15 protein-coding genes are annotated in these 21,655 nt (G+C 72.7%); 8 read left to right on the forward strand and 7 right to left on the reverse strand.

Annotated features, from left to right (window positions below; genetic code table 11):
- Positions 1–115: 115 nt before the first annotated feature.
- On the forward strand, positions 116–2,728 hold the full coding sequence (locus LXT23_RS04405) for an ATP-binding protein (RefSeq protein ID WP_253978796.1): 2,613 nt from the start codon (positions 116–118) through the stop codon (positions 2,726–2,728).
- Here the strand turns inward: LXT23_RS04405 and LXT23_RS04410 are convergent.
- The 4 genes from LXT23_RS04410 to LXT23_RS04425 form a co-directional block, all read right to left on the reverse strand.
- Positions 2,697–3,359: a hypothetical protein gene (locus LXT23_RS04410; protein WP_253978797.1), complete on the reverse strand. Its 663-nt coding sequence runs from the start codon at positions 3,357–3,359 to the stop codon at positions 2,697–2,699. The two genes, LXT23_RS04405 and LXT23_RS04410, sit on opposite strands and share 32 nt — an antisense overlap.
- Positions 3,360–3,392: 33 nt before the next feature.
- A complete protein-coding gene (locus LXT23_RS04415; RefSeq protein ID WP_253978798.1) occupies positions 3,393–5,003 on the reverse strand; it encodes a hypothetical protein in 1,611 nt (536 codons plus the stop codon).
- 176 nt (positions 5,004–5,179) lie between these two features.
- Positions 5,180–5,728, reverse strand: coding sequence for a hypothetical protein (locus LXT23_RS04420; protein ID WP_253978799.1), 549 nt, complete (start codon positions 5,726–5,728; stop codon positions 5,180–5,182).
- 166 nt (positions 5,729–5,894) lie between these two features.
- Positions 5,895–7,919, reverse strand: coding sequence for a S9 family peptidase (locus LXT23_RS04425; RefSeq protein WP_253978800.1), 2,025 nt, complete (start codon positions 7,917–7,919; stop codon positions 5,895–5,897).
- Between the two features lie 275 nt (positions 7,920–8,194).
- Here LXT23_RS04425 and LXT23_RS04430 point away from each other — a divergent pair, with 275 nt between their 5' ends.
- The 6 genes from LXT23_RS04430 (at position 8,195) to LXT23_RS04455 (ending at position 15,458) form a co-directional block, all read left to right on the forward strand.
- On the forward strand, positions 8,195–9,670 hold the full coding sequence (locus LXT23_RS04430) for a DUF4397 domain-containing protein (protein ID WP_253978801.1): 1,476 nt from the start codon (positions 8,195–8,197) through the stop codon (positions 9,668–9,670).
- Between the two features lie 91 nt (positions 9,671–9,761).
- Positions 9,762–10,973, forward strand: coding sequence for an RCC1 domain-containing protein (locus tag LXT23_RS04435; protein WP_253978802.1), 1,212 nt, complete (start codon positions 9,762–9,764; stop codon positions 10,971–10,973).
- Positions 10,974–10,985: 12 nt separating this feature from the next.
- Positions 10,986–11,672, forward strand: coding sequence for an RNA polymerase sigma factor (locus LXT23_RS04440; protein ID WP_253978803.1), 687 nt, complete (start codon positions 10,986–10,988; stop codon positions 11,670–11,672).
- A gap of 12 nt (positions 11,673–11,684) precedes the next feature.
- Positions 11,685–12,653: a hypothetical protein gene (locus LXT23_RS04445; RefSeq protein ID WP_253978804.1), complete on the forward strand. Its 969-nt coding sequence runs from the start codon at positions 11,685–11,687 to the stop codon at positions 12,651–12,653.
- Positions 12,650–14,371 (forward strand): caspase family protein, encoded by a 1,722-nt coding sequence (locus tag LXT23_RS04450; protein WP_253978805.1) that lies wholly within the window; start codon positions 12,650–12,652, stop codon positions 14,369–14,371. The genes LXT23_RS04445 and LXT23_RS04450 overlap by 4 nt, the downstream gene beginning before the upstream one ends.
- A 133-nt stretch (positions 14,372–14,504) precedes the next feature.
- On the forward strand, positions 14,505–15,458 hold the full coding sequence (locus tag LXT23_RS04455) for an acyl-CoA desaturase (RefSeq protein ID WP_253978806.1): 954 nt from the start codon (positions 14,505–14,507) through the stop codon (positions 15,456–15,458).
- Between the two features lie 22 nt (positions 15,459–15,480).
- On the opposite strand, the gene LXT23_RS04460 is transcribed toward LXT23_RS04455, so the two are convergent.
- On the reverse strand, positions 15,481–16,140 hold the full coding sequence (locus LXT23_RS04460) for a hypothetical protein (protein WP_253978807.1): 660 nt from the start codon (positions 16,138–16,140) through the stop codon (positions 15,481–15,483).
- A 426-nt stretch (positions 16,141–16,566) separates the two neighbouring features.
- Between LXT23_RS04460 and LXT23_RS04465 the strand changes: the two genes are divergently transcribed.
- Positions 16,567–17,037, forward strand: a complete 471-nt coding sequence (locus LXT23_RS04465; protein WP_253978808.1) for a hypothetical protein — start codon at positions 16,567–16,569, stop codon at positions 17,035–17,037.
- A gap of 54 nt (positions 17,038–17,091) precedes the next feature.
- Here LXT23_RS04465 and LXT23_RS50035 read toward each other — a convergent pair whose 3' ends face one another.
- Both LXT23_RS50035 and LXT23_RS04475 read right to left on the reverse strand, forming a co-directional pair.
- The gene (locus tag LXT23_RS50035; protein WP_267146671.1) at positions 17,092–20,703 is read right to left on the reverse strand and encodes an ABC transporter permease/M1 family aminopeptidase; all 3,612 of its coding nucleotides are present in this window, start codon (positions 20,701–20,703) and stop codon (positions 17,092–17,094) included.
- Complete coding sequence (locus LXT23_RS04475; protein WP_253978809.1) at positions 20,700–21,614, reverse strand: ABC transporter ATP-binding protein; 915 nt, start codon at positions 21,612–21,614, stop codon at positions 20,700–20,702. Before LXT23_RS04475 ends, LXT23_RS50035 begins: the two co-directional genes overlap by 4 nt.
- Positions 21,615–21,655 lie beyond the last annotated feature (41 nt).

A 21,655-nucleotide genomic window follows, 5' to 3' on the forward strand; every position in this document is an offset into this window, starting at 1 on the left:
ACCGGGGACTCCGCGGCCTGAAGGATTGTCCTCCAGGTGGCGGAGTCGGGGAATCGTCCGACGGTGCCATGCCCCCGCGGCCATGCTCCGCCGCCAAGAAGAGGGCGTGATGACCATGGCGGCGGTACCCGTCCGGAACAACGAAGCACCAGACCCGGGAGCGCTGCTTCCCGGAGTGGAGGAGCGACTGGCGCTGCTGGCCGAGGCGTCGCGCGTGCTGGCGGACGTCAGCCTGGAGCCTCCCATCGTCATGGAGCGGCTGTGCGGGCTGGTGGTACCCCTGCTGGGCTCGGCCTGTGCGCTGCGGCTGCTGTCCGAGGACGGCCAGTGGCTGCACACCGTGGCCACGGCCGAGGCCTCGCCGGAGGCCCGGCTCCGGGTGGAGTCCCTCGGCACACGGGAGGCGCGCACGGGCGAGGCCGGGGTGCCGCCGGAGGTTGGAGCGCGCGCGGCCCCCGCGCTCGTGCTGCCCCTGCACGTGCGGGGAGGTGAGCTGGGGACGCTCACCGTCTGGGAGCGGGTGGAGGGCCGTCCCCTCGACGCGGGCGAGCGGGTGCTGCTGCGCGAGCTGGCGGACCGCGCCGCGCTGACGCTGGACGTGGCGCGGGCGTACGCGGCGGAGCGGCGGGCCCGGCAGGCGGCGGAGGTGGCCGCAGACCGGCTGGCGCGGCTGCAGCGCGTGACGGCGGAGCTGTCCCAGGTGCTCTCCGAGGAGGACGCGGCGGAAGTCGTTGTCGACCGCGGGGTGGGGGCGCGGGGCGGCGGGCTGTGGCGGGTGGAGGCCGGGGACACGCATGCGCGGCTGCTGCGCAGCACGGGCTACGACGTCCGGAGCATGGCCGAGGCGTGCGGGAGCATGCCCCTGGACGCGCACACGCCCATCACCGAGGCCATCCGCGAGGCGCGGCCCGTGTGGCTGGAGACGCCGGACGCGCTGCCCACCCGCTTCCCGGTGGCCGCCGTGCTGCGCGGCCTCATGCCGGAGCGGCCGGCGCCCTCTTCGGTGTGGCTGCCCCTGCGGGTGGACGGGCAGGTGCTGGGGACGCTGATGTTCGCCTTCTCCGAGCCTCATGCCTTCGCCGCGGACGAGCGCGCCTTCCTCGAGCTGCTCGCCCACCACGCGGCCCAGGCGCTGGCGCGGGCGCGGCTGCTGGAGCAGGAGCAGCGCGCGAGGCTGGCGCTGGCGGAAGCCAACCAGCGGCTGGCGGCCATCATCCAGGCCTCGCCCGCGGCCATCATGCTGCTGGACCTGGATGGCACGGTGCGGCTGTGGAATCCCGCCGCCGAGCGGGTCTTCGGGTGGACGGCGGACGAGGTGCTCGGCCGGTTCCTGCCGGCGGTGCCCGAGGAGCGGCGGGCGGAGTTCCGCCGCAACCTGGAGGTGGTGGCGCGAGGCGACGGGCTGTCGGGCGTGGAGACGCAGCGGCAGCGGCGCGATGGCTCGGCCGTGCCGGTGGCGCTGTGGACGGCGCGGGTGCAGCCCCCGGGCGGTCCGGTGCAGTGCCTGAGCGTCGTCGTGGACATCTCCGCGCGCGTGCGCGGGGAGCGGGCCCAGCGCTTCCTGGCGGAGGCGGGGGAGGTGCTCGCCTCCAGCCTGGAGCAGGACGAGACGCTGGAGCGCGTGGCGCACCTGGCCGTGCCGGCCTACGCCGAGGCGTGTGGCGTGTTCCTGGCGGACGACGCGGACGGGCCGCGGTGCGTGGCCACGGCGTTCGCGGACGCGGGCTGCTGCCGCGCGCCGGGGAGTCCTCCGGCCCCGGGCCTGGCGGTGGTGGCGCGAGTCATGGCCTCCGGCCTGCCGGAGCTGCGCACGGGCGTGGGGCCGGACGCGCCCGAGTGCGTGCGCCCGGACGCGCGGGACGCGGTCTGCGCGTGGCTGTGCGTGCCGCTCCAGGTCCGGGGACAGACGCTGGGGGCGCTCACCTTCGTCTCCTCGCGGCGCCCGTATGACGCGGAGGACCTGGCGCTGGAGCTGGCCCGCCGGGCGGCGCTCGCCATCGACAACGCGCGGCTGTACCGGGAGGCGCGGCAGGCCATCCGCCTGCGCGAGGAGTTCCTCTCCATCGCCAGCCACGAGCTGAAGACGCCCATCACCACGCTGCAGCTCCAGGTGCAGAGCCTGCAGGCGGGGCTGGAGCGGCTGCCCGGGGGCGTGCCTCCGGAGCGGCTGCGCCGGGGCCTGGAGGTGGTGGGGCGCCAGGTGAAGCGGCAGGCGCAGCTCATCGACGAGCTGCTGGACGTGTCACGCATCAGCGCGGGGCGGCTGGAGCTGCGGCACGAGCCGCTGGATTTGAGCGCCCTGGTGCGCGAGGTGGCCGAGCGCTTCGAGCCGGAGCTGACGCGCACGGAGACGCCGCTGGCGCTGGTGCTGCCGCCAGAGGCCACGGGGCTGTGGGACCGGCCGCGGCTGGACCAGGTGCTCACCAACCTCCTGTCCAACGCGGTGAAGTACGGCCGCGGCAACCCCGTGCACGTGGAGCTGTCCTTCACGGACGAGCGCGTGCGGCTGGACGTGCGCGATGGGGGCATCGGCATCGCGGCGGAGCACCTGCCGCGCCTCTTCCACCGCTTCGAGCGCGCCGTGTCCGAGCGCAACTACGGCGGCTTCGGGCTGGGGCTGTGGATTGCCCGGCGGATTGTCGAGGCCATGGGGGGCCGCATCGTCGTGAGCAGCGAGCCCGGCGTGGGCTCCACCTTCACCGTGGAGCTGCCCCGCGCCCGGGGGTGAGGACGCGCTGGAGCCAGTCCTGGCTCTCCGCGTCCATGCTCACCAGCCCGTCGAAGCGTCCGGCCTCCAGCAGCCTCAGGAGGGCAGTGTCCTCCGCGACGAGGTCGGGGACCGCGAAGGGGAACGTCGCGCTGCTGTATTCGCCTGGGACGTATTCCGGTCGCTCCTCCAGCGTTTCAAGGAAGCGGGCATAGGTGCCGAAGAGGTGGTCGACACTGGAGGCGACGGGCACGATGCAGCGCTCATCGTGGTTGTCGATGTAGAGCACGGGTTGCACACCCCTGGCATCCGCCAGCGCCGGCACGGCTCCGAAGTAGTACGCGAAGCCAGGCACCTGCGCGAAGAGGACGCATGAGGGAAACGGTTCTCTTCCCCTTCGCCGCATCATCTCGTTCACCCTGAGAATTCCGTCCGGCTCCGTCCCCCTGCTGTAGACCATGAGGTCCGCCAGCGTGGCCTTCTCGAAGCGCGTCTGGAATGCCGCGAGCTCCAGGTCGAGCTGACCACCGAGCAGTTCCTCACCCACGGCCGGTGCCTGGGTGATGGCGGGCTCGAGCCGGGCGGGAAATCCGTGCTCACGACAGACCCGTATCAGGCGCTCGAGCCCCACGAGCTGGATGTCCACCTGCATCAAGCTTCCGCTCCTCCCGGCATGCGTGCCGGCTCACATTCCCAACAACCGTCTCACGTCCCGCAGCGCAAGCTGCTCCGCCGCCAGCAAGGCCCGGGAAGACTTGCTGGCGTCGTACACAGCATGGAACCACCGCCCGTAGTGCGTGTTGATGATGCCCACGACAGCCTCCGCCTGCCGGGCGGAGACGCCGCCGGGTGACTTTCTCACAAGCTCCCAGATGGCATTGACGCTCTCGTGCACTTCGTCCGCCATGCCTACGAGGTTCTCCGCGGCATTGATGTTCCGCTCCGGGAAGAGATGGGCGTATTCGAGCGGGTGGTGATGATGGACCTGGTACGTGCTCAACCGCTCCGGTCCAAGCTCCATCGCCAGCCCTGGACGATGCGTTTCGAAATACTCCCTACGCGCCCACTCGCGCAGCTTGTCCTTCACGTACTTCTCCCTCAATGGCGCTCGCAGGCGTGACTCGACCTTCCCCAGCAAGGACTGCAGCTCCGCCCTCTCCGCGTGACTGAGCGACGCGAGCCCCTGCACCTCCACCTTCGTCCATAGCCGCTGAAGCGCCTCCCGCTCCACCGCGGGCGTGCGCAGCAGCACCGTCCTGAACCACTGCACCGACTGCTTGCCGCCCTTCGACAGCACCGAGACCACCGTCGGCGCCGCGACTCCGAACAGCCGCAGCGCTCCCTTCACCACCAGCCCACCCACGAGCCAGTGCGCGAGCTGCTCGAAGCTCCAGGCGCCCGCCAGCTTCGCGCTGCCGACCACCTCCGTGCGCCAGTCCCGCAGGATGGACTCGTGCATTGCCCGGTACTCACGCGCGAAGTCCTCCACCGCCCTGGGTGGAGCGGGCGGCTCCAGCGTTCGGGCCTCCGTCACGCGCCAGCGCGCCCGCGGCTCGCCGTGCCGATGCGCGCCCTCCAGCTTCAGCGCCACCGTGCGTGTGCCCAGCCCGTGGGAGAAGGGCAGCAGCGCGTCCGCGACGTAAGCAACGGAGTCCTCCTCCGCGTCCACACGCGCCGCGCCTTCACGCCGGGTTCCTGTCCATCCAGCGAACTCGAGCCAGGTGAGCGCCACGCCCTCGTAGTGGGCTCGTGCCTCCAGGCTCCCCGCTCCGCCTGGCCCCCGTGGCGCCGTGCGCAGCAGCGTCCGCGCCTGATGCAGCGCCTGGGACCAGACCGGCTCAGGGGCTCGCGAGAGGACGACCGGCAGCGTTCGCGCCAGGGGGAGCACTTCCCCAGCATCCGCCTCCAGGTCGACATCCCAGTCGTGCGCCTCACGCTCCAGCGTGAAGATGACACGCTTGGGCTTCTCACCCAGCAGCGTGGGCAAGCCGCTCCCCAGCTTCCGCTCGAAGGCGCTCCACGTCGCATCCGGCGCGGCGTGACTGCGTCCCTCGGACAGGCGGCGGAAGGCCAGGAGCGTCAGCGCCCCGCCCTGGGACTGGTACTCGAACCGCCAGGCCTCTCCGGGCGTGGCCCGTGCAGCCGCGAGGTCCCAGAGCTCACGCACCACACGCTCGGCCTCGGCCCGACGTGCCTGTCCAAGCGCGGCCTCATCCCGCTCCAGTCGCTCCGGCCATCCGTCGCGCGTGAAGCCCAGGTCCGCGGCCTCGGCAGCGCCCTCATCACCCAGGGCCAAGGGCGCGGTGCGCTCTTCGGTCAGGGCCGGGTCCGCGGCGCACGCGCACACGAGGAGCATGCACAGGACCGCACCGGTCTTCGTGAGAGACGTGAGGCGCATCCGCCCCACGCTACGTCATATGGCAGAGGACTCCTCCCAGGATGAGGAGTCGAGGAGTCCTCCCGGGACGGCGACTACAGCGCGAGCAGCAGGATGACGGCCTTCTCCTCGGCGCTGGCGGCCTGGAACTCGTCCGGCAGCCACACCTCGGAGGGCGGCGTGGACGCCACGTCGCAGCTGCGCTTGCCCACGTAGAAGCGGCTGTCCTCCTGCGCCTTCAGCCGGTACGTGCAGTCGCGCACGTAGACCTTCAGCTCACCCGGGCTCAGCTTCAGGTCCACCGGGCGCCCGCCGAAGCCGCCCTTGGCGACCAGCGCGTCGCCTTCCTTCGTCACCTTCAGGTTCACCGACGCGCCACCCAGCGCGCCCGTCACCTCGCCGGGCTTCAGCGCCAGGTTGAAGCTGCCCAGGTACGTCCGGCCCCGCAGCTCGCCCGGCGCACGCGAGACCTGGAAGTCCGCTCCCGTGACGGCCTCCGGCGTCATCACCAGGTTGAACTGCTCGCGAGCAATCCGCAGGTTGATGGCGTCCTCCCGACGGGGTGCCGACACCGCGGCCCCGACCCCCAGCAACACCCCCGCCACCAGCACACCCCGGCGCAACGGCATCAGAAAGCGCTTCATACGAAGACCTCCACTCCCGGTTTTTGCAGCTCCGGGACTCATAACGTCAGTCTGCGCACCACATACCGGGACGACACCCGAAGGGCGCCAACCCCCGGGAATCACTCCTCCCGGGGTGCGCCATCCCACCCACGCCCGCCTGCCTGCCCCGGGGGGCGGCCAGCCGTTACTTCGAGCCCGACGCCCCACCGCCCTGCGGGCGCGGCGTGCCCAGGTGCTTCTCGAAGAACATCAGCGCCGTCATCTGCGCGTAGTCGCGGTTGTCCTTCTTCTGGAAGCCGTGGCCCTCGTCCGTGGCCAGCATGTACCAGACGTCCGGGGCCCGCTTGCGCACCGCCTGGACCACCTGCTCCGCCTCCGACTGCGGCACGCGCGGGTCATTGGCCCCCTGCTGCACGTAGAGCGCCGCGCGAATCTTCTCCACCGAGTTGAGCGGAGAGATGCGCTCCTGCACCTTGCGCACCTCCGCGTCGCGCTCGTCACCGTACTCCGCGCGGCGCAGGTCCCGCCGGTACGCCTGCGTATTCTGGAGGAACGTGGCCAGCGAGGAGATGCCCACCACGTCCACCGCCGCCTTGATGCGCTCCGGGAACAAGGCCGCCGCCGCCAGCGTCATGTAGCCGCCGTACGAGCCGCCATAGACGCCCACCCGCGACGCATCCAGGTCCGGCTGCGAGGCGATGAAGTCCAGCGACGCGCCGATGTCCGCCAGGCTCTGCTCGCGCTTCACTCCGTCATCCATTGCCCGGTACGCCTTGCCGTACCCATCCGAGCCCCGCACGTTGGGCACCAGCACCGCCATGCCCAGCTCCGTGACGAGGAACTGCGCGAAGTTGCTGAAGGTGGGCAGGCTCTGCGCCTCGGGCCCGCCGTGGAAGACGATGACCACGGGCACCTTCCCCGTGCGCCCCTTCGGCTTGAGCAGGAAGGCCGGTACCTTCACGCCGTCCGTGGACGGGTAGCGCACCAGCTCCGGCTCCGTGAAGAGGCTCGGGTCGATGCCGCCCACCTCCGAGCGCGTCCACCGCGTGGGCTTGCGGCTCTTGAGGTCCACCGTCCACACGTCCATGGGCGAGCGCGCGTCGCCCATCGCGAAGGCCAGCATGTCCGAGCGCTGGTGCGGGAACTCCATGCCGAACGCCACGCCCTTCGGGATGTCCAGCGGCGACAGCGCCTGCGTGCGCGTGTCCAGCAGCGACAGCCGCACATAGCCGTCCTCGTTGGTGGCCACCGCCAGCCGGCGGCCGTCCGCCGACAGCGCGACGTCCGTGACGTTCCACTTCACCGACTTCGTCAGCGACGGCGGCGCCGCGGTGTACGGCGCCTTCGCCAGCTCCAGCCGGTACAGCTCGGCGAAGTCGCTGTAGCGGTCCGTCACCAGATATACGCCCTGCCCGTCGTGCGTGAAGAGGGCGGCGTCGACGCTGCCCTTGCCCTCCTTGGGAGTGAGCTGGCGGCGCTCGCCCGTCTTCACGTCCACCACGTGCAGGTCCGCGTCGTCCGTCGCGCGGAACTGGCGCACCAGCAGCTTCGAGCCATCCCGCGAGAAGTCCACCGGATACCAGCTGCCCTCCGCCTCGGTGACGCGGCGGGCCTGGCGCGGGTCGCTGGTGGGCGCCACGTACACGTCCGTGTCCTTGCCGTTGCGCCCCGTGCCGCCGTACGTGAGCCAGCGGCCATCCTGGGACACGCGCAGATTCTCATGCCGGCTCTTTCCGTCCGTCAGCAGCTCCGAGCGGCCCGTGCGCCGGTCCAGCTTGAACACCTGGAAGAACTCACCGCCGCCCTTGTCCTGCAGGTAGTAGACGACCTGCGGGTTGCCGGGGTGGAACTTCGCCTGGTTGATGGGCTCGTCCGTGAAGGTGAGCTGCGTGCGCGCCCCCATGGGCATCTCCACCACGTGGAGCTGGTTGGTGTCCGCGAAGCGCGTGGAGATGAGCATCTGCTTGCCATCGCCACTCACGTCCGAAAGCGACGCGGAGCGGGCCTCCAGGTACTGGTCCAGCCGCTGGCGCAGCTCCGGCGGCACCGCCGGCACGTTGCTCACCCAGAGGTTCGGCTGGCCGGGCAGCGGCGCGATGCCAGCCACCTTCGAGGGCGCGGCCGTCGCGGCCGGCGGCGGAGCCCTGGCCGGAGCGGGTGCCTGCGCCGTGAGCAGTGACACGATGAGGGGAAGGGTTGCGAGGTTCATGGGCGCGCAAGCTAGCAGCGCGGCCAGCGCCAGACACACGCGTCCCGTCGCGGGCCACGGCAGGGGCGGGGTCCGCGGGCTCGCGCGTGCCGACTGCGCGACACTCCATGACCTACGCGCGAGCCCGGGAAACGTTTCCGGGGCCGGCGCGTACGGGAGCCGCGGAAGAAACGAAGCGGCCCATCAACCAGGTCCGGGGCCTCTTTTCGTAAGGGCGGGCGACGACGCGCCCCACCTCGCTCGGAGGTGGTGGCCTTCGACCATGGGAGAGGAACATGCCGAGGAGCTTCTGGAGGAATCGGGTCCTGGTGGCGGCGCTGGCCGCCTCGATGTCCACGCTGTCCGCGGGCTGCGGTGACGACGACGACGAGACGCCCATCGACCCGCCGGCCACCGACACCGCGAGGCTGCGCGTCATCCACGCATCGCCCGGTGCACCCGCGGTGGACATCTACGCCGAGGGCCAGGCGACGCCACTGTTCACCAACGTGAAGTACGGCGACACGACGAGCTACGCCTCCGTGCCCGCGGGCACCTACAACGTGCAGGTGCGCGCGGCCGGCGCGGCGGCGAGCTCGGCGCCCGTGTACTCCACCGGCCCGCTGACGCTGGGCGCCAATGCCAGCGTGAGCGCGCTGGCGGCGGGCCTGCTGGGCGCCACCGACAACGCGCAGTCCTTCCGCGTGCTGCCGCTGGCCGAGGGCTTCGGCGCTCCGGCGGACGGCCGGGCGCGCGTGCGCATCGTCCACGCGGGCGCGGATGCTCCCACCGTGGCGCTGGACGTGGGCGATGACGGCTCCTCCGAGGTGCCGGGCCTGCAGCGCTTCCAGGACACCGGCGCCGCCGGCGTGGACCTGCCCGCGGGCCAGTCCTTCCAGGTGGGCGTGCTCGCGGGCGGCAACAAGGTGACGGCCTTCACCATCCCCGCGCTGCCCTCGCGCGGCGAGGTGTTCGTCATCGCCACCGGCCAGCTCTCCGCGAAGCCCAGCGCGGCCAACGGCTTCGGCCTGCTCGCGGCCGGCGTGGGCCTCATCCGCCAGAACCCCGTCGTCTACGCGCTGCACGGCTCGCCGGACGCGCCCCCCGTGGACATCTTCGTGGGCACCTCCCAGCTGGTGGACGACCTGAGCTTCGGTGAGCTGTCCAAGCCCATCCAGGTGCCGCCGGGCACGTACACGCTCGACGTCTTCGCGCATGCGTCCGGCGCCACGCGTCCGGCCGGCAGCCCCGCCGGTACCGACGGGACGCCCGCGCTCGCGGCCGGAGAGCGCTACCTCGTCGTGGCCGCGGGCTTCCTGTCCCCCGCCGCGGGCGACCCGGCGACGTCCACCTTCGAGCTGCTGGCCTTCGCCGACGGCTTCGCGCAGGACAATGACAGCCTGAGGCTGCGCGTGGTGCACGCCTCGCCGGACGCACCCGAGGTGGACGTGGCGCCGCTGGACAACGGGCTGGTGCCGGCCAACGCGGCCTTCAACGACGTGCCCTACCGGCAGGCCTCCGCGGCCGAGGGGCTGGAGCTGCCGGCCGTGCAGGCCCAGGTGGGCGTGGCCGCGGCCGCCGCGAGCAACCGCGCGCCGGTGGCCCGCTTCGACCTCGACACCACGCCCTTCATCGGCAAGGGCCTCTTCGCGGTGGCCGCGGGCGCGCTGTCGCCCACGACGGGAGAGAACGAGGCGTCCTTCCGGCTGGTGGCGGTGGACACCAGCGTCTCGCCGTGGGCGGCCATCACCCTGCAGCCGGTGGCTCCGTAGCCTCTTCCCGCCGTCCCGAAGCGGGCGCCACGGTCTCCCTCCGCCGTGGCGCCCGCGGTCCTCGTCTCCGTGGAACCTGGAGCACTTCCGCATGAAGCGCCTTCCCTGGCACCTGCTCGTCCCGCTGCTGTGCTGTGCCTGTCTCGAGCCCATCCGCGGTGCCACGGACCTGGAGTGCTCACCCGGCGTGGCGGCCTCCGCGTGCGCCCCCTCCGAGCAGCGCGGGCTGGCGCGGAAGGTGACGGTGGGCAGCCAGCATGCATGTGCCCTGCTGGAGACGGGCGGCGTGCGCTGCTGGGGCGGCACCGGCCTGGTGGGCGATGGCACCCGCGCGCTGCGCCCCACCGCCGTCGACGCGCGCGGGCTGGGCTCGGGCGTGCTCGCGGTGAGCGCCGGAGACCAGCACACCTGCGCGGTGCTGGAGGGCGGCACGGTGCGCTGCTGGGGTGACAACTCGCGCGGCCAGCTCGGCACCGGGGACACGCTGCCCGCGCTGGAGCCGGTGGAGGTGCCCGGCCTCGGCGCCAACGTGGTGGCGGTGGCCACGGGGCAGGCCCACGCGTGCGCGCTGCACGCGGGAGGACAGGTGACGTGCTGGGGCGCGAACGACCGGCTGCAGCTCGGAGGCGGCACCGAGACACACAGCACGCGCGCCGTCCTCGTGCAGGGCCTGCCCGCCAACCTCACCGCCCTCACCGCCGGCGCCACCCATACCTGCGCGTCCACCGCCGCCGGCGAGGCCTGGTGCTGGGGCAGCAACACCTCCGGCGAGCTGGGGGACGGACAGCGCGGCGTGGGACTCTCCTCCGGCCCGGTGCGCGTGGACGGACTGACGGGGCCCGCACGGGCGCTCGCCTCGGGCGGCGGCCATACGTGCGCGCGCGTGGGCGACGGGGACGTGGCGTGCTGGGGCTCCAACGTGACGGGGGCGCTGGGCGACGACACCGCGCTGGACAGCGTCACGCCGGTGCGGCCCGTGGGCCTGCCCCCGGGCGTGCGGCAGGTGCGCGCGGGCTGGGCCTTCACCTGCGCGGTGGGGCCGGACGGCGGCGTGCGCTGCTGGGGGCAGAACCAGGCCGGGCAGCTCGGCGACGGGACGCGCCTGCACCGGGCCGCGCCCGTGCGCGTGGCGGGACTCGCGGACGAGGCCGTGGACGTGGCCGCCGGAATGACGAGCACCTGCGCCGTGCTGCGGGACGGCCGCGTGGCGTGCTGGGGCGGCAATGCCTCGGGACAGCTGGGGGACGGCTCGCAGACGGACCGCGCGTCGCCGGTGACGGTGGAGGGGCTCGAAGCACCCTAGAGGGAGGATGGGATGTCGCTGCTGCCGGATGACACGGTGCTGCTGGACGCGTTCCGCCGGGGAGAGCCCGCGGCACTGGCGCGCGTGTACCAGGGCTACTCCGCCCATGTGGCCCGCTTCCTGTCGCGCACCCATGTGGCGCGAGGGCCGGCGGGCTTCGCGCGCGTCGGGCCGCTCGACCTGGAGGCCGCGCACCAGGAGACCTTCGTGCGCGCGTTCCGCGAGCAGGCGCGCCGGGACTACGACGGCGTGCGACCGTATGAAGCCTGGCTCAACGCCATGGCCCGGCAGGCCGCCGTGGATGTGCTGCGCGCGGCGGGCCGCATCGCGCGTGAGGCCGTTCCGCTGGACGACGCGCCCCTGGTGGAGCGGCTGGCCACCGACGGCCCCAGCCCCGAGGACCGCGCCCTGGAGTCCGAGACGCGCGCGCTGGTGCGGCGGTTCCTCGACGGCCTCGACGACGCGGGCCGCCGCTTCGCGGACCTGAGATTCGTACAAGGGCTGTCCCAGGAGCGCTCGGGCGCGGCGCTGGGCCTGTCGCGGCAGGAGGCCCGGACGCGCGAGGCGAAGCTGCGGCGCGCGCTGCTCGACTTCCTGTCCGCCGAGGGCTGGCTGACCTCCGATGAGCCCGGCGCCCTTCCCTCCGAGGCCGTCATCGCGTCGGCGCTCGCCCTCCTCTTTCCCCACTTCGTGCCTTGAAGGGAGATGCCCATGCCCCTGTTCACCTCGCACGTCGACCGTCAGCTGGCCTCCCTCGCCGCTTCGGGCTCCCTGCCGTCAGGGCAGTGGAGCCGGGTGCTGCGCCACGCTCGCGGCTGCGCCCGGTGCGGCCCCCGCTACGAGCGCGTGGTGCACATGCGGCGCGTCCTCTCGCAGGACTCGCTGCTGGAGCCCACGGCCTCGGAGCTGGAGTCCGTCGCGGCGCTCGGCCTGACTCCCGCGCTGCTCGCGGCGGCAGGAGGCTTCGCGCCGGCACGGGGCGGGCTCCACGCCTGGCTGGCACGAGCCGGGGCCCCCTGCCGCGAGTGGCTTCGCCTGAGCCGCGGAGTGGACGCGCGGGGCATGGGAGGCTGGCTGACACGCGCCGGGGACCACTGCCGCGAGTGGCTTCGCATGAGCCGCGGAGTGGACGCGCGGGACTGGGAGGGCATGGGCCGGGCCTGGGCGCTGGTGGCCGTGGCGGGCTGCGCGCTGTTCCTGCTGGCCGTGCCCGGACAGGAGGCGCGGGTGGAGCCGCGTGGCGAGGGCGACACTCCCGCGCTGGCGCCTCCCCATGAAGCGGAGTGGATCGCTCCGCGTGGCGAGGGCAGCACCACCGCGGTGCTGCGACTGTTCTGCGTGCCCGAGGAGTCGGCACTCCGTGAGGTGAAGGGAGAGGGCGCCTGTCCGTCCGGCGCGGCGCTGGCCTTCGCCGCGGGAGCACGCCCGCCCCTCACGCATGCGGCGGTGGTGGTGCGCACGCCGGAAGGCACGCGCGTGGAAGGCCCCTTCGAGGTGAAGGGCCCACCGGGCGCGGAGGCCGCGCTGGACGTCACACCCCGCCTGCCCGCCTCCGGTGAGGTGGAGGTCACCACCGTCTTCGCCACCAGCGCGCAGGCGGCGCTCTCCGCCGCCCGGGGCGAACCCACGGAGGGCGCGGTCCGCGTCCAGCACCGCGTGCGCGTGGAGGCGGCACCGTGAGCTTCCGTCCTCACGGCCTGCCGTCCGTCCTCCTCCTCGGGCTGCTGTGCGGGCCCGTCCTCGCGGAGCCAGCGACGGGTGTGCCCGGAGTGCGGCGGGCGCTGGTGGTGGCCTACAACGGCAGCGATGCGCCCGGCATGCCTCCGCTGCGCTACGCGGACGATGACGGCGTGCGCTGGGCGGAGACGCTGCGGCGCCTGGGTGTGGACGTGGTGCTGCTCACCGTGCCGGACGCGGACACCGAGGAGCTGGAGCGCGAGCGGCTGAACGGCGTGCGTGCCCCCACCGTCGCCGCGCTGGACGAGGCGGTGTCCACCCTCTCCCGGCGCAACGCCGCGGACCGGGCGGCGGGACGCGCGGTGGACTTCCTCTTCGTCTACGTGGGCCATGGCCGCACGGGCGAGGCGGGCCGCGCGTACCTCACCCTCGCCGACGGCCAGCTGGACCAGGATGGGCTGTACACGCGCGTGGTGGAGCGGCTGGACGCCGACTACGTACACCTGCTCGTCGATGCCTGCCACGCGGCGGGCGTGGTGGGCAGCCGCGGAGGAGACCCGCTGGTGCTGCGCCGGCTGCGGCGTGCCCTGGAGCAGGAGCGGCTCGCCGGCCACCCGCGCGTGGGCGCCGTCTTCGCGGAGAGCGACGAGGGCGAGACGCACGAGTGGTCCCGCCTGCGCGCCGGAGTCTTCAGCCACGCGGCGCGCTCGGCGCTGCTCGGCGGCGCGGACGTCAACGCCGACGGGCGGGTGGAGTACAGCGAGCTGGACGCCTTCGTCGCCTCGGCCATCCGCGGCGTGAAGTCTCCCCGGGCCCGGCTGACCGTGCGCACCTTCCCACCCGCGCTCAGCCCCACGCGCGCGCTGGTGGGCCCCGCGCCCGAGGGGCCCCGCCTGAAGCTCCCCGCGAGCGGCGCGGGGGCGCGCATCTCCGTGGAGGACACGCTGGGCGTCCGGCTCGTGGACGCGCACCGCACGGCGGGCGAGCCGCTGGTGCTGGCCCTGCCCGAGCGCGACGCGTACTGGCTGCGCATGCCGGGCGGCGAGGCACGCGTGCGCCGCGCGGACCTGGAGGCCTCGCGGCTGCCAGAGCCCCGGCCTCCCGAGGTGGCTCGCCGGGGGGCCGCCGAGGAGAGCCTCCTCCAGGGCCTCTTCGCCCTGCCCTTCGGCCGCGACTTCTACGAAGGCTATGTCACCTCCGCGGGTGTGCCGGCCGTGGACTTCTCCGCGCCGCCGCCGGCCACCGAGCTTCCCGGCGTGGCACGCGCCCTCGGCCTGGACGTGGGCCTCACCCTGGGCGCCGCGCCGCTGGACGGACGCGGCGTTGCACGGGGGCTGGCGCTCTCCTGGCGTGCTCCGGGGCCCGTGGGCCCGTCACGTTGGGGCGTGCGAGCGAGCTACTCGCTGACCCCGGATGCGTGGGTGGACACGGCCACGCTCCAGCGCGTATCCGTGCTTGCGCTGGGCGGTGTGGGAGGCCGTGGCGCGCTGGCGCCGTTCGCGGAGGTGGGCGCGGGCTGGCTGCTGCTCGTGGTGAACAAGCCAGGTCGGCGAGAGGGCGACGCGGCCGGGCTCACCGCGCGGGCGGCGACGGGGCTGCGCTGGAAGGCGGGGGACTTCGCGCTGCGCGGGGCCGTGGGCCTCGATTTGGACGGCGTGCGCGTGGACGGACGCCGCCGGTGGACGTGGGCTCCCGGGGTGGAGGTGGGACTGGAGCGCTGACGTCCACGCCGTGGACTGCGCGCTGTGAACGGCGTTGACACCTGCACCCGCGTGCCCGCGCAAGCACGCGAAATCAGGCCCGTCCTCCGTTGGCAGGGCGCTTGCGATGGCCCCTCTCCGGAAGGAGCGGGGCATGGACACACGGTGGGGCGAGGCGAAGCTGGATGGGAGCAAGGTGCTGCGCTGGAGCCTGCTGCACCTGGGCGCGCTGGTGGGGGGCGCACTCTTCTTCTCGTGGAGCGGGGTGGCGGTGTTCGCCGTGCTGACGGGAGTGACGATGTGCCTGGGCGTGTCGGTGGGCATCCACCGCGGGCTCATCCACGGTGCCTTCCGCGCCCCGCTCGCGGTGGAGCGGACGCTGGCGCTCCTGGGTGCGCTCGCCGGCCTGGGCGGCGTCATCGGCATGAGCCGCATGCACCACCTGCGCGACTTCCACCAGAACCAGCCCGAGGCCGACTGCCCGCCGTACTTCGGCTACCGCGACGGCTTCGCGCGCGTCATGACGTACGCCCTCTTCTACACGTGGCACGCGCGCGACGAGGCCGTGTACCCGCCGGTGCCGCCGCGCGTGCTGGAGGACCCGTTCTTCCGCGCCCTGGAGCGCGCCGGGCTGTGGCTCCAGGTGCCGCTCGCGCTGGCGCTGTATGTCATTGGCGGCGTGGACTGGGTGGTCTGGGGCGTGCTGGTGCGGCTGGTGCTCACGCAGGACGGGTTCTGGGGCGTCCACTACGTGAGCCACGTTGAGGGCGACCAACCCTACGAGCTGCCTGGCTGCGCGGAGCAGGGCCGCAACGCGGGCTGGCTGGCGCTCGTGAGCATGGGCGAGGCGTGGCACAACAACCACCACGCGTACCCGGGCTCGGCGCAGATGGGGCGCGGCTGGCGGCAGCCGGACCCGGGCTGGTGGGCGGTGCGCGCGCTGGCCGCGCTGGGGCTGGTGACGGACGTGAAGGCGCTCGCGGACCTGCCGCTGCGTCCGGGGGCTCGCAGGCGGCACACGCCCCAGCGCCCCGCTCGGCGGCAGGGTGGCCGGAGGCCCCGGCTCCCCACGCGGCGCCACGGCGGCCCGCGCTACCTGCCCGTGTGACGGTGACGCGGCGGAAGAGCGCTCAGAAGGCCCAGCCCACGGACACGTCCATGCGCGGGCCCACGCTCCAGGACCGGTTCCGGGTCTCGACCTCGGACGACGCCCCTTCCGTCCCTCGGGACGGAAGGGTCAGGAGCGTACGCCGGTTGCGCTCGTGCACCGCGGCGAGGCCCACGCCCCCCTGGATGGCCAGCCCGCGTCCCACGATGGTGGTGTAGCCCACGAGCGCGGCCCCGCCGAAGCTCCACGCGCTCTCCGTCGACTCGAAATTCCAGGCCCCCTCCTCGCTGGCCTTGTAATCCACCCACTCGCGGGTGGCCTCCAGCCGCGGAGAAAGCCACAGCCCCTCCGGCGCGCTCCCGGTCAGGAAGAAACGGGCCGCCGGGGCGACGCCCAGCATGGTGCGGAGCTGGTCATTGTCCCCTCCGGCAAATTCACTGCTGGCCCGCACGCTCAGGCTGCTGAGCCCCGCCCGCAGCCCCAGCGCCACGGACACGCGCGGGCTCACGACGCGCTCCCCCTCCAGCGACAGCTCGCCGTACTGGAGCGCGGTGATGGACATCCCCAGGAGGGTCCGATGCGCCCTCGGCGGCTCGACGGGCGGAGGCCCGTACTCCTCGGCTGCACTGGCGGAAGTGAACAGCAGCGCAGCGGTCAGCAATGACGTGTGGAGGTGATTCATGGGTGAGAGCTCCCCCTGGAGCGAGAGTGAATGGACGCGGCCATCCAGATGCGCGCGGCCTCTCTGCAACCCGCGTGCACATCGCCGCTTCCGAGAGAGACATACGGCCCGTGCGGTCTGCGATTGCCACCGTGTCACAGTCGTACCGGGGCTGCCCTGCCACCTTGGCAGCTTTGAATAAGCGGGCCATCGGGCCGTCGGACTCCGTGGAAAGCCACATGACGCGCGGCGCAATCCCTCACATCCCCTTGCGCGGATGCGAGCCTTGAAGCGGGCGCGTCAACCCCATGGGCGAGGTCTTCGACAATGCTGCGTTCCCGTGTGCTGGCTGCCCTGTTGGTTTCCGCGCTCACTGCATGCGGTGGCAGCGAGGACAATGAGGGCCCCCCGAACAACGGCCGCCCGGGGGAGGACCTGCGCCCGAACGTGACCGGGAAGTATGACGTCACGGGCACCATGACCCTCGAGGCGGCCACGGAGACCTCCGAGGAGCCCATCGAGGACATGGTGCGAATCTCCAGCGACACGAACGCCAACAACAAGGCGCTGCGCCTGTCCTTCAGCTCGCTGGGCTGCGGTCCCCGCGCAACGATGACGGGCGAGACGTCCTTCCTCATCATCGAGACCGCCTGCCCTCTCCCTCCCGTGGAGGAGTGCACGTCCGAGCTGGTCTTCACCCAGGGCAACGGCCTCCGGGGTGATGCCGGGGCGCTCGAGCTGAGCGTCGCGGGAGCCATCGAGGTGACCTGTGATGGCAGGACGTCTGGCGTCGGCATCCGCTACGAGCTGAACGGCACGCGCACGGCCGCGTCCCTCCCCGGCACCCACGAGGCGGCGCTCACCGCCACCGGCACCAACAGCCTCCTGGAGCGAGCGCGCCAGGCCGCCCTGCGCTAGCGCGCCATGACAGCCCGCTCCACGGAGAGCACACCGTGGTGCGGGCCTGCTCCGTCACAGCTTCAGCACGGCGGCCTCACGCCGCAGCTGCAGCACGCGCACGTCCGGGTCCACCACCCACCGCTCGGGAGCGAAGCCCGCGCGCACCGTCACCTGTGTCTTCTCCCCGGGCCCGAGCACCACCTTCGCCCGCGCCTCGCGGTAGTCCGGTGACGGCTGGGCCGGCCCCTTCGCGGCCTCCTCCTCGCCTCGCTCCGGGAAGCGCTCGCCCTTCACCGCCGCCACCTCCACCGGCATGCGCCCGCTGCCCGCGTTCTCCACCGTCACGGTGGTCACCCACTCCTGGCCCTCCTGACTCACGCTCGCGGCGGACAGCCGGTACTCCGGCACGTGCACCTCGTGGAACCACTGCCGCACGAAGGCGTCGTAGGCGGCAGGGTCCTTCGCGAAGGGGCGCAGCGCGGCGGTGAAGTCCTGCAGCACCGGGTGGTCGGCGTCGTTCATGTACTGGCGCAGGAAGGCCTGGATGCCCGCGTGCATCGCCTCGCGGCCCAGCAGGTCCTCCATCATCCAGAACACCCAGCCGCCCTTGTCGTAGAGGACGGTGTTGTCGCCCTCGCGCGTGTTGTCCAGCTTCACCAGCGGCTGTTCCCCGTCCACGCGCCGGTTCTTGCCGTAGCGCTCCTCCAGCCGCTTCGCGATCTCCATCCGCACCGCGGGCCCTTCGAGCTGCTCAATCAGCTTCAACGACGCATAGTGCGACGTGCCCTCGGACAGCACCTCGCCGCCGGGCCCCTTGCCGGGGATGAGCAGGTTGCCCCACCACTGGTGCGCCGCCTCGTGCGCGGTAATCAGCAGCACCGCGTTCGCCTTCGGCGTGCTCTTCGTGAGGAAGCCGATGCTCTCCGAGAAGGTGATGTTGGTGGCGAAGCCCTGCGCGTACGTGTCCAGGCCGGGGAACTCGGACAGCCGCAGCTCCTTCCACGGATAGGGGTAGAACCACTCCGAGTAGTACCGGCGGGCCGCGTCCAGGCCGCGCCGCATCTGCTCCACGTTGTAGCCGTGCGCGGGGTGGTGGAAGACGGCGGTGCCCTCGCCCTTCAGCACCGCCCAGCGCCCCGCGACGATGTTGAACATGCTCACCGGGTGGTCGCTCTTCCACACACTCACGCGACGGCCGTCCTTCACCTCGTCGCGCTCCAGGACTCCCACCGAGTTGAGCGTGTACTCCGCCGGGCCCGTCACCCGGATGCGCGTGGTGAAGGGCGTGCCCGTGCCCCAGGCCGGCTCGGTGGGGCCCAGGTAGTAGTCGTCCGGGTACACCCTCGGCTCGTACTTGTTCTCCTTCTCGTCGATGCCGATGTCCTCCTGGTAGCCCATCACCGGCGCGAAGCTGGGGCCGAACGACGTCAGCACCACGCCCGAGGGCAGGATGAACTCCTCCACGTCCCCGCCGTCCTTCGTCGCGCCCCGGGGGAAGCGGCCGTGGAAGTCGAAGCCCACGCGCAGCACCGCTCCCGGCTGCAGCGGCGCGGGCGGCCGGAAGACATACAGCCGCGAGCGGTCCTCCGGCGTGGCCTCCTGTCCGTCCACCGTCCAGCGCACATCCTCCCAGTGGTCGCCACCCGTGAGGGCGAAGGCCATCAGCGGCTTCGCGTGCCGGTTCACCAGCGTGTACGTGCCCCGCGTGCGGAACGTCCCGCGCTCCGGCTCCAGCTCCACGTCCAGGTCCACGCCCTGAATCGCCGGCTGCGGCGCGTCCTTCCACGTGGCCAGGTTCTTCTGCCAGTACTCCTTCGCGCGCTTCTTCGCCGCGTCTCCCTGCCAGCCCTGCCCCACCTGCACCGCCGCGCCGATGAGCGCCACCGCCGGCACCACCGCCCACGGCGCCATCCGCCACGCCCCGCGCAGCAGCCCCGCGGGCTTTAGCCGCTCCAGCGTGCTCACCGAGTCCGGCGCCCGCCGTCCATCCAGCCGCACCGCCAGCGCGGCGAAGAAGGCGGCCAGGCCCAGCGCGCCCACCCGGTTGAGCACGAGCGCCGTCCGGTCCAGCTCCAGCGGCCCCAGGTCCGACCACTTCACCGAGCCCCACAGCGGCCAGTTCGTCGCCCAGGTGAGCTCACCGCGAATCGCCGCGAAGCCCGTGAGGCACAGCGCCGCCAGTCCCAGCCCGTACGCGCCGAACCGCCCGCCCGCCACCGCGCGCGCCGCCAGCACGAAGCACGTCCACAGCACGAAGGTGGGCAGCAGCAGCAGGCCCCAGACGATGAGGAAGGGCCCCAGCGCCAGCGGCACCTGCCCCTGCGCCAGCTGCACCAGCACCGCCGCCAGCCCCACCGCCGAGAGGATGGCCACACCCACCAGGCTGTTCGCGAGCGCCTTGCCCAGCAGCACCGACAGCGTGCGCACCGGCGTGGCGTCATGGATGGGCGCGAAGCCGAAGGCGCGCTCGCGCTCCAGGGACTCCACCGTGTAGAACATGAGCAGCAGGCAGACGAGCGTGGACACCTGCCCCATGCTCCGCACCGCGAAGTGTCCCGGCGAGGCCAGCAGCGGCGTCTCGAAGGCGCCCACCGCGTTGAGCGACTGCACCACCGTCTGCAGCAGGATGATGGGCACGAAGAGGTAGAGCCCCGGCTGTGACAGCAGCCCCCGGACCTCCACCCTCGCCACCTGCCACAGCCCGGTCAGCGGCCCCGGCGGACGCACGCCCATGCGCAGCGAGGCCAGCGGGGCCTCCTCGCGCACCGTCCCCAGGGGCGTGGCAGGGGGCGCGTCCGCCAGCGTCTTCCCCTTCGCGGCCCGCACCGGCGCGCCCCTCAGGCCGTTGGCCACGTGGCGCGCGCTGAGCGCGACGCCGCCCAGGCCCACCGCGATGAAGCCCAGCCGGCTGAGGACGAAGAGCGCGTCCAGCCCCACGCGGCCCGAGTTGTAGAAGTCCACGCCCCGGTCCACCTTCACCCACGTCTCGCTCAGCCAGCGCAGCCCCGCGGGCTCCAGCGCCATGAGGAGCCGGTTCACCTTCGGGTCCAGCCACCCAGGCGACCAGTCCCACAGGAAGAAGGCGCAGACGAACAGCATCACCACGGGCAGGAAGTAGACGAGCACCGGCCGCCGCGTCAGCTCGCCCACCGTGAAGGCCGTGCCCGCGGTGAAGACCAGCAGTGGCACGCCGAAGAAGAGCGCGGGCCGCATGTAGTTCAGCAGCGAGAAGGGGCCGCGGTACTCCGCGTTCTCCCCGGCCGGCACCACGTGGTGGAAGAACATCAGGAAGGCCACCAGCGCCACGAGCGCCAGGCCATACGCGGCCAGCACCGCCAGGAACTTGCCCCACACGTACTCGCGCGGCGTCAGCGGCGTGGTGTGGAGGATGGGGCCCACCCGGTGCTCGTCGTCGGCGATGACGCCCATGCCGGCGCCCACCGAGACGAAGAAGGAGAAGAGGAGGAAGGTGAGGAAGATGAGCGTCTGCGAGACGGCGAACTCGCTCGTCACCCAGGCCTTCTGCCCGCCCACCTGGCTGGCGCCGGACTCGATGGTGACGTTGCCCGAGGAGAGCCCCCAGACCACCAGGAAGGTGATGAGCAACAGGATGACGAACAGCGGGCGGCGCACCTGGTGCGCCAGCTCCGTGCGCACCACGGTGCCCAGCCGGCGGGCCTTCATCGCGCCACCTCGCGGAAGGACGCCTGGCCCTCCGCGGGGGCGGCCGTGTCCTTCATCAGCAGGAGGTAGGCGTCCTCCAGCGTGGGCGTCACCCGCTCGAAGCCCGGGGGCACGGCGCCGCCCGGCTCGTGGATGCGCACGCGGTTGCGGCCCTCGAAGAGGACGGCCTGGGTGACGCGGCGGGTGCGCTGCAGCTCGCCCAGCTCCTCCGTGGACGCGGTGCCCTCGAAGATGGTGCCGGCGATAGCGGCCTTGGCCTCGGTAGGGGACGTAATCGCCATCACCCGGCCCTGGCGGATGACGGCGAAGCGCGGGCACAGCATGGCCACGTCCTCGACGATGTGCGTGGACAGCAGCACGGTGCGCTCGTGGGCCACCTCGGCCAGCAGCCGGTAGAAGCGCAGGCGCTCCTCCGGGTCCAGGCCGGCGGTGGGCTCGTCCACGATGATGAGCTTCGGGTTGCCCGACAGCGCCTGGGCGATGCCGAGCCGCTGCCGCATGCCGCCCGAGTACTCCTTCACCTTCCGCTTCGCCGCGAAGGTGAGGTTGACGCGCTCCAGCAGCTCCGCGCACAGCTGCTTCAGCCCCTGCGGCGCGGTGACGCCCTTGAGCTTCAGGAGGTACAGCAGCATGGCCTCACCCGTGAGGTACGGATAGAAGCCAAACTCCTGCGGCAGGTAGCCCAGGTGGGGGCGCAGCGCCTCCGGGTGACGGACGATGTCCATGCCGTCCAGCGTCACGCTGCCGGACGTGGGCTCCAGCAGGCCCGCGAGAATCTTCATCAGCGTGGACTTGCCGGCGCCATTGGGGCCCAGCAGCCCGAACATTCCGCGAGGTACGTCCAGGTCCACGCCCCGGAGCGCGGAGACGGGGCCCGGGTACACCTTCACCAGATTGCGGAGGGAGAGCATGCCCCCATGTACGCATGGGCCCGGGGGGCCATTTCCCACAG

The sequence above is a fragment of the Pyxidicoccus xibeiensis genome, from assembly GCF_024198175.1.
In the GTDB taxonomy this organism is placed as follows: domain Bacteria; phylum Myxococcota; class Myxococcia; order Myxococcales; family Myxococcaceae; genus Myxococcus; species Myxococcus xibeiensis.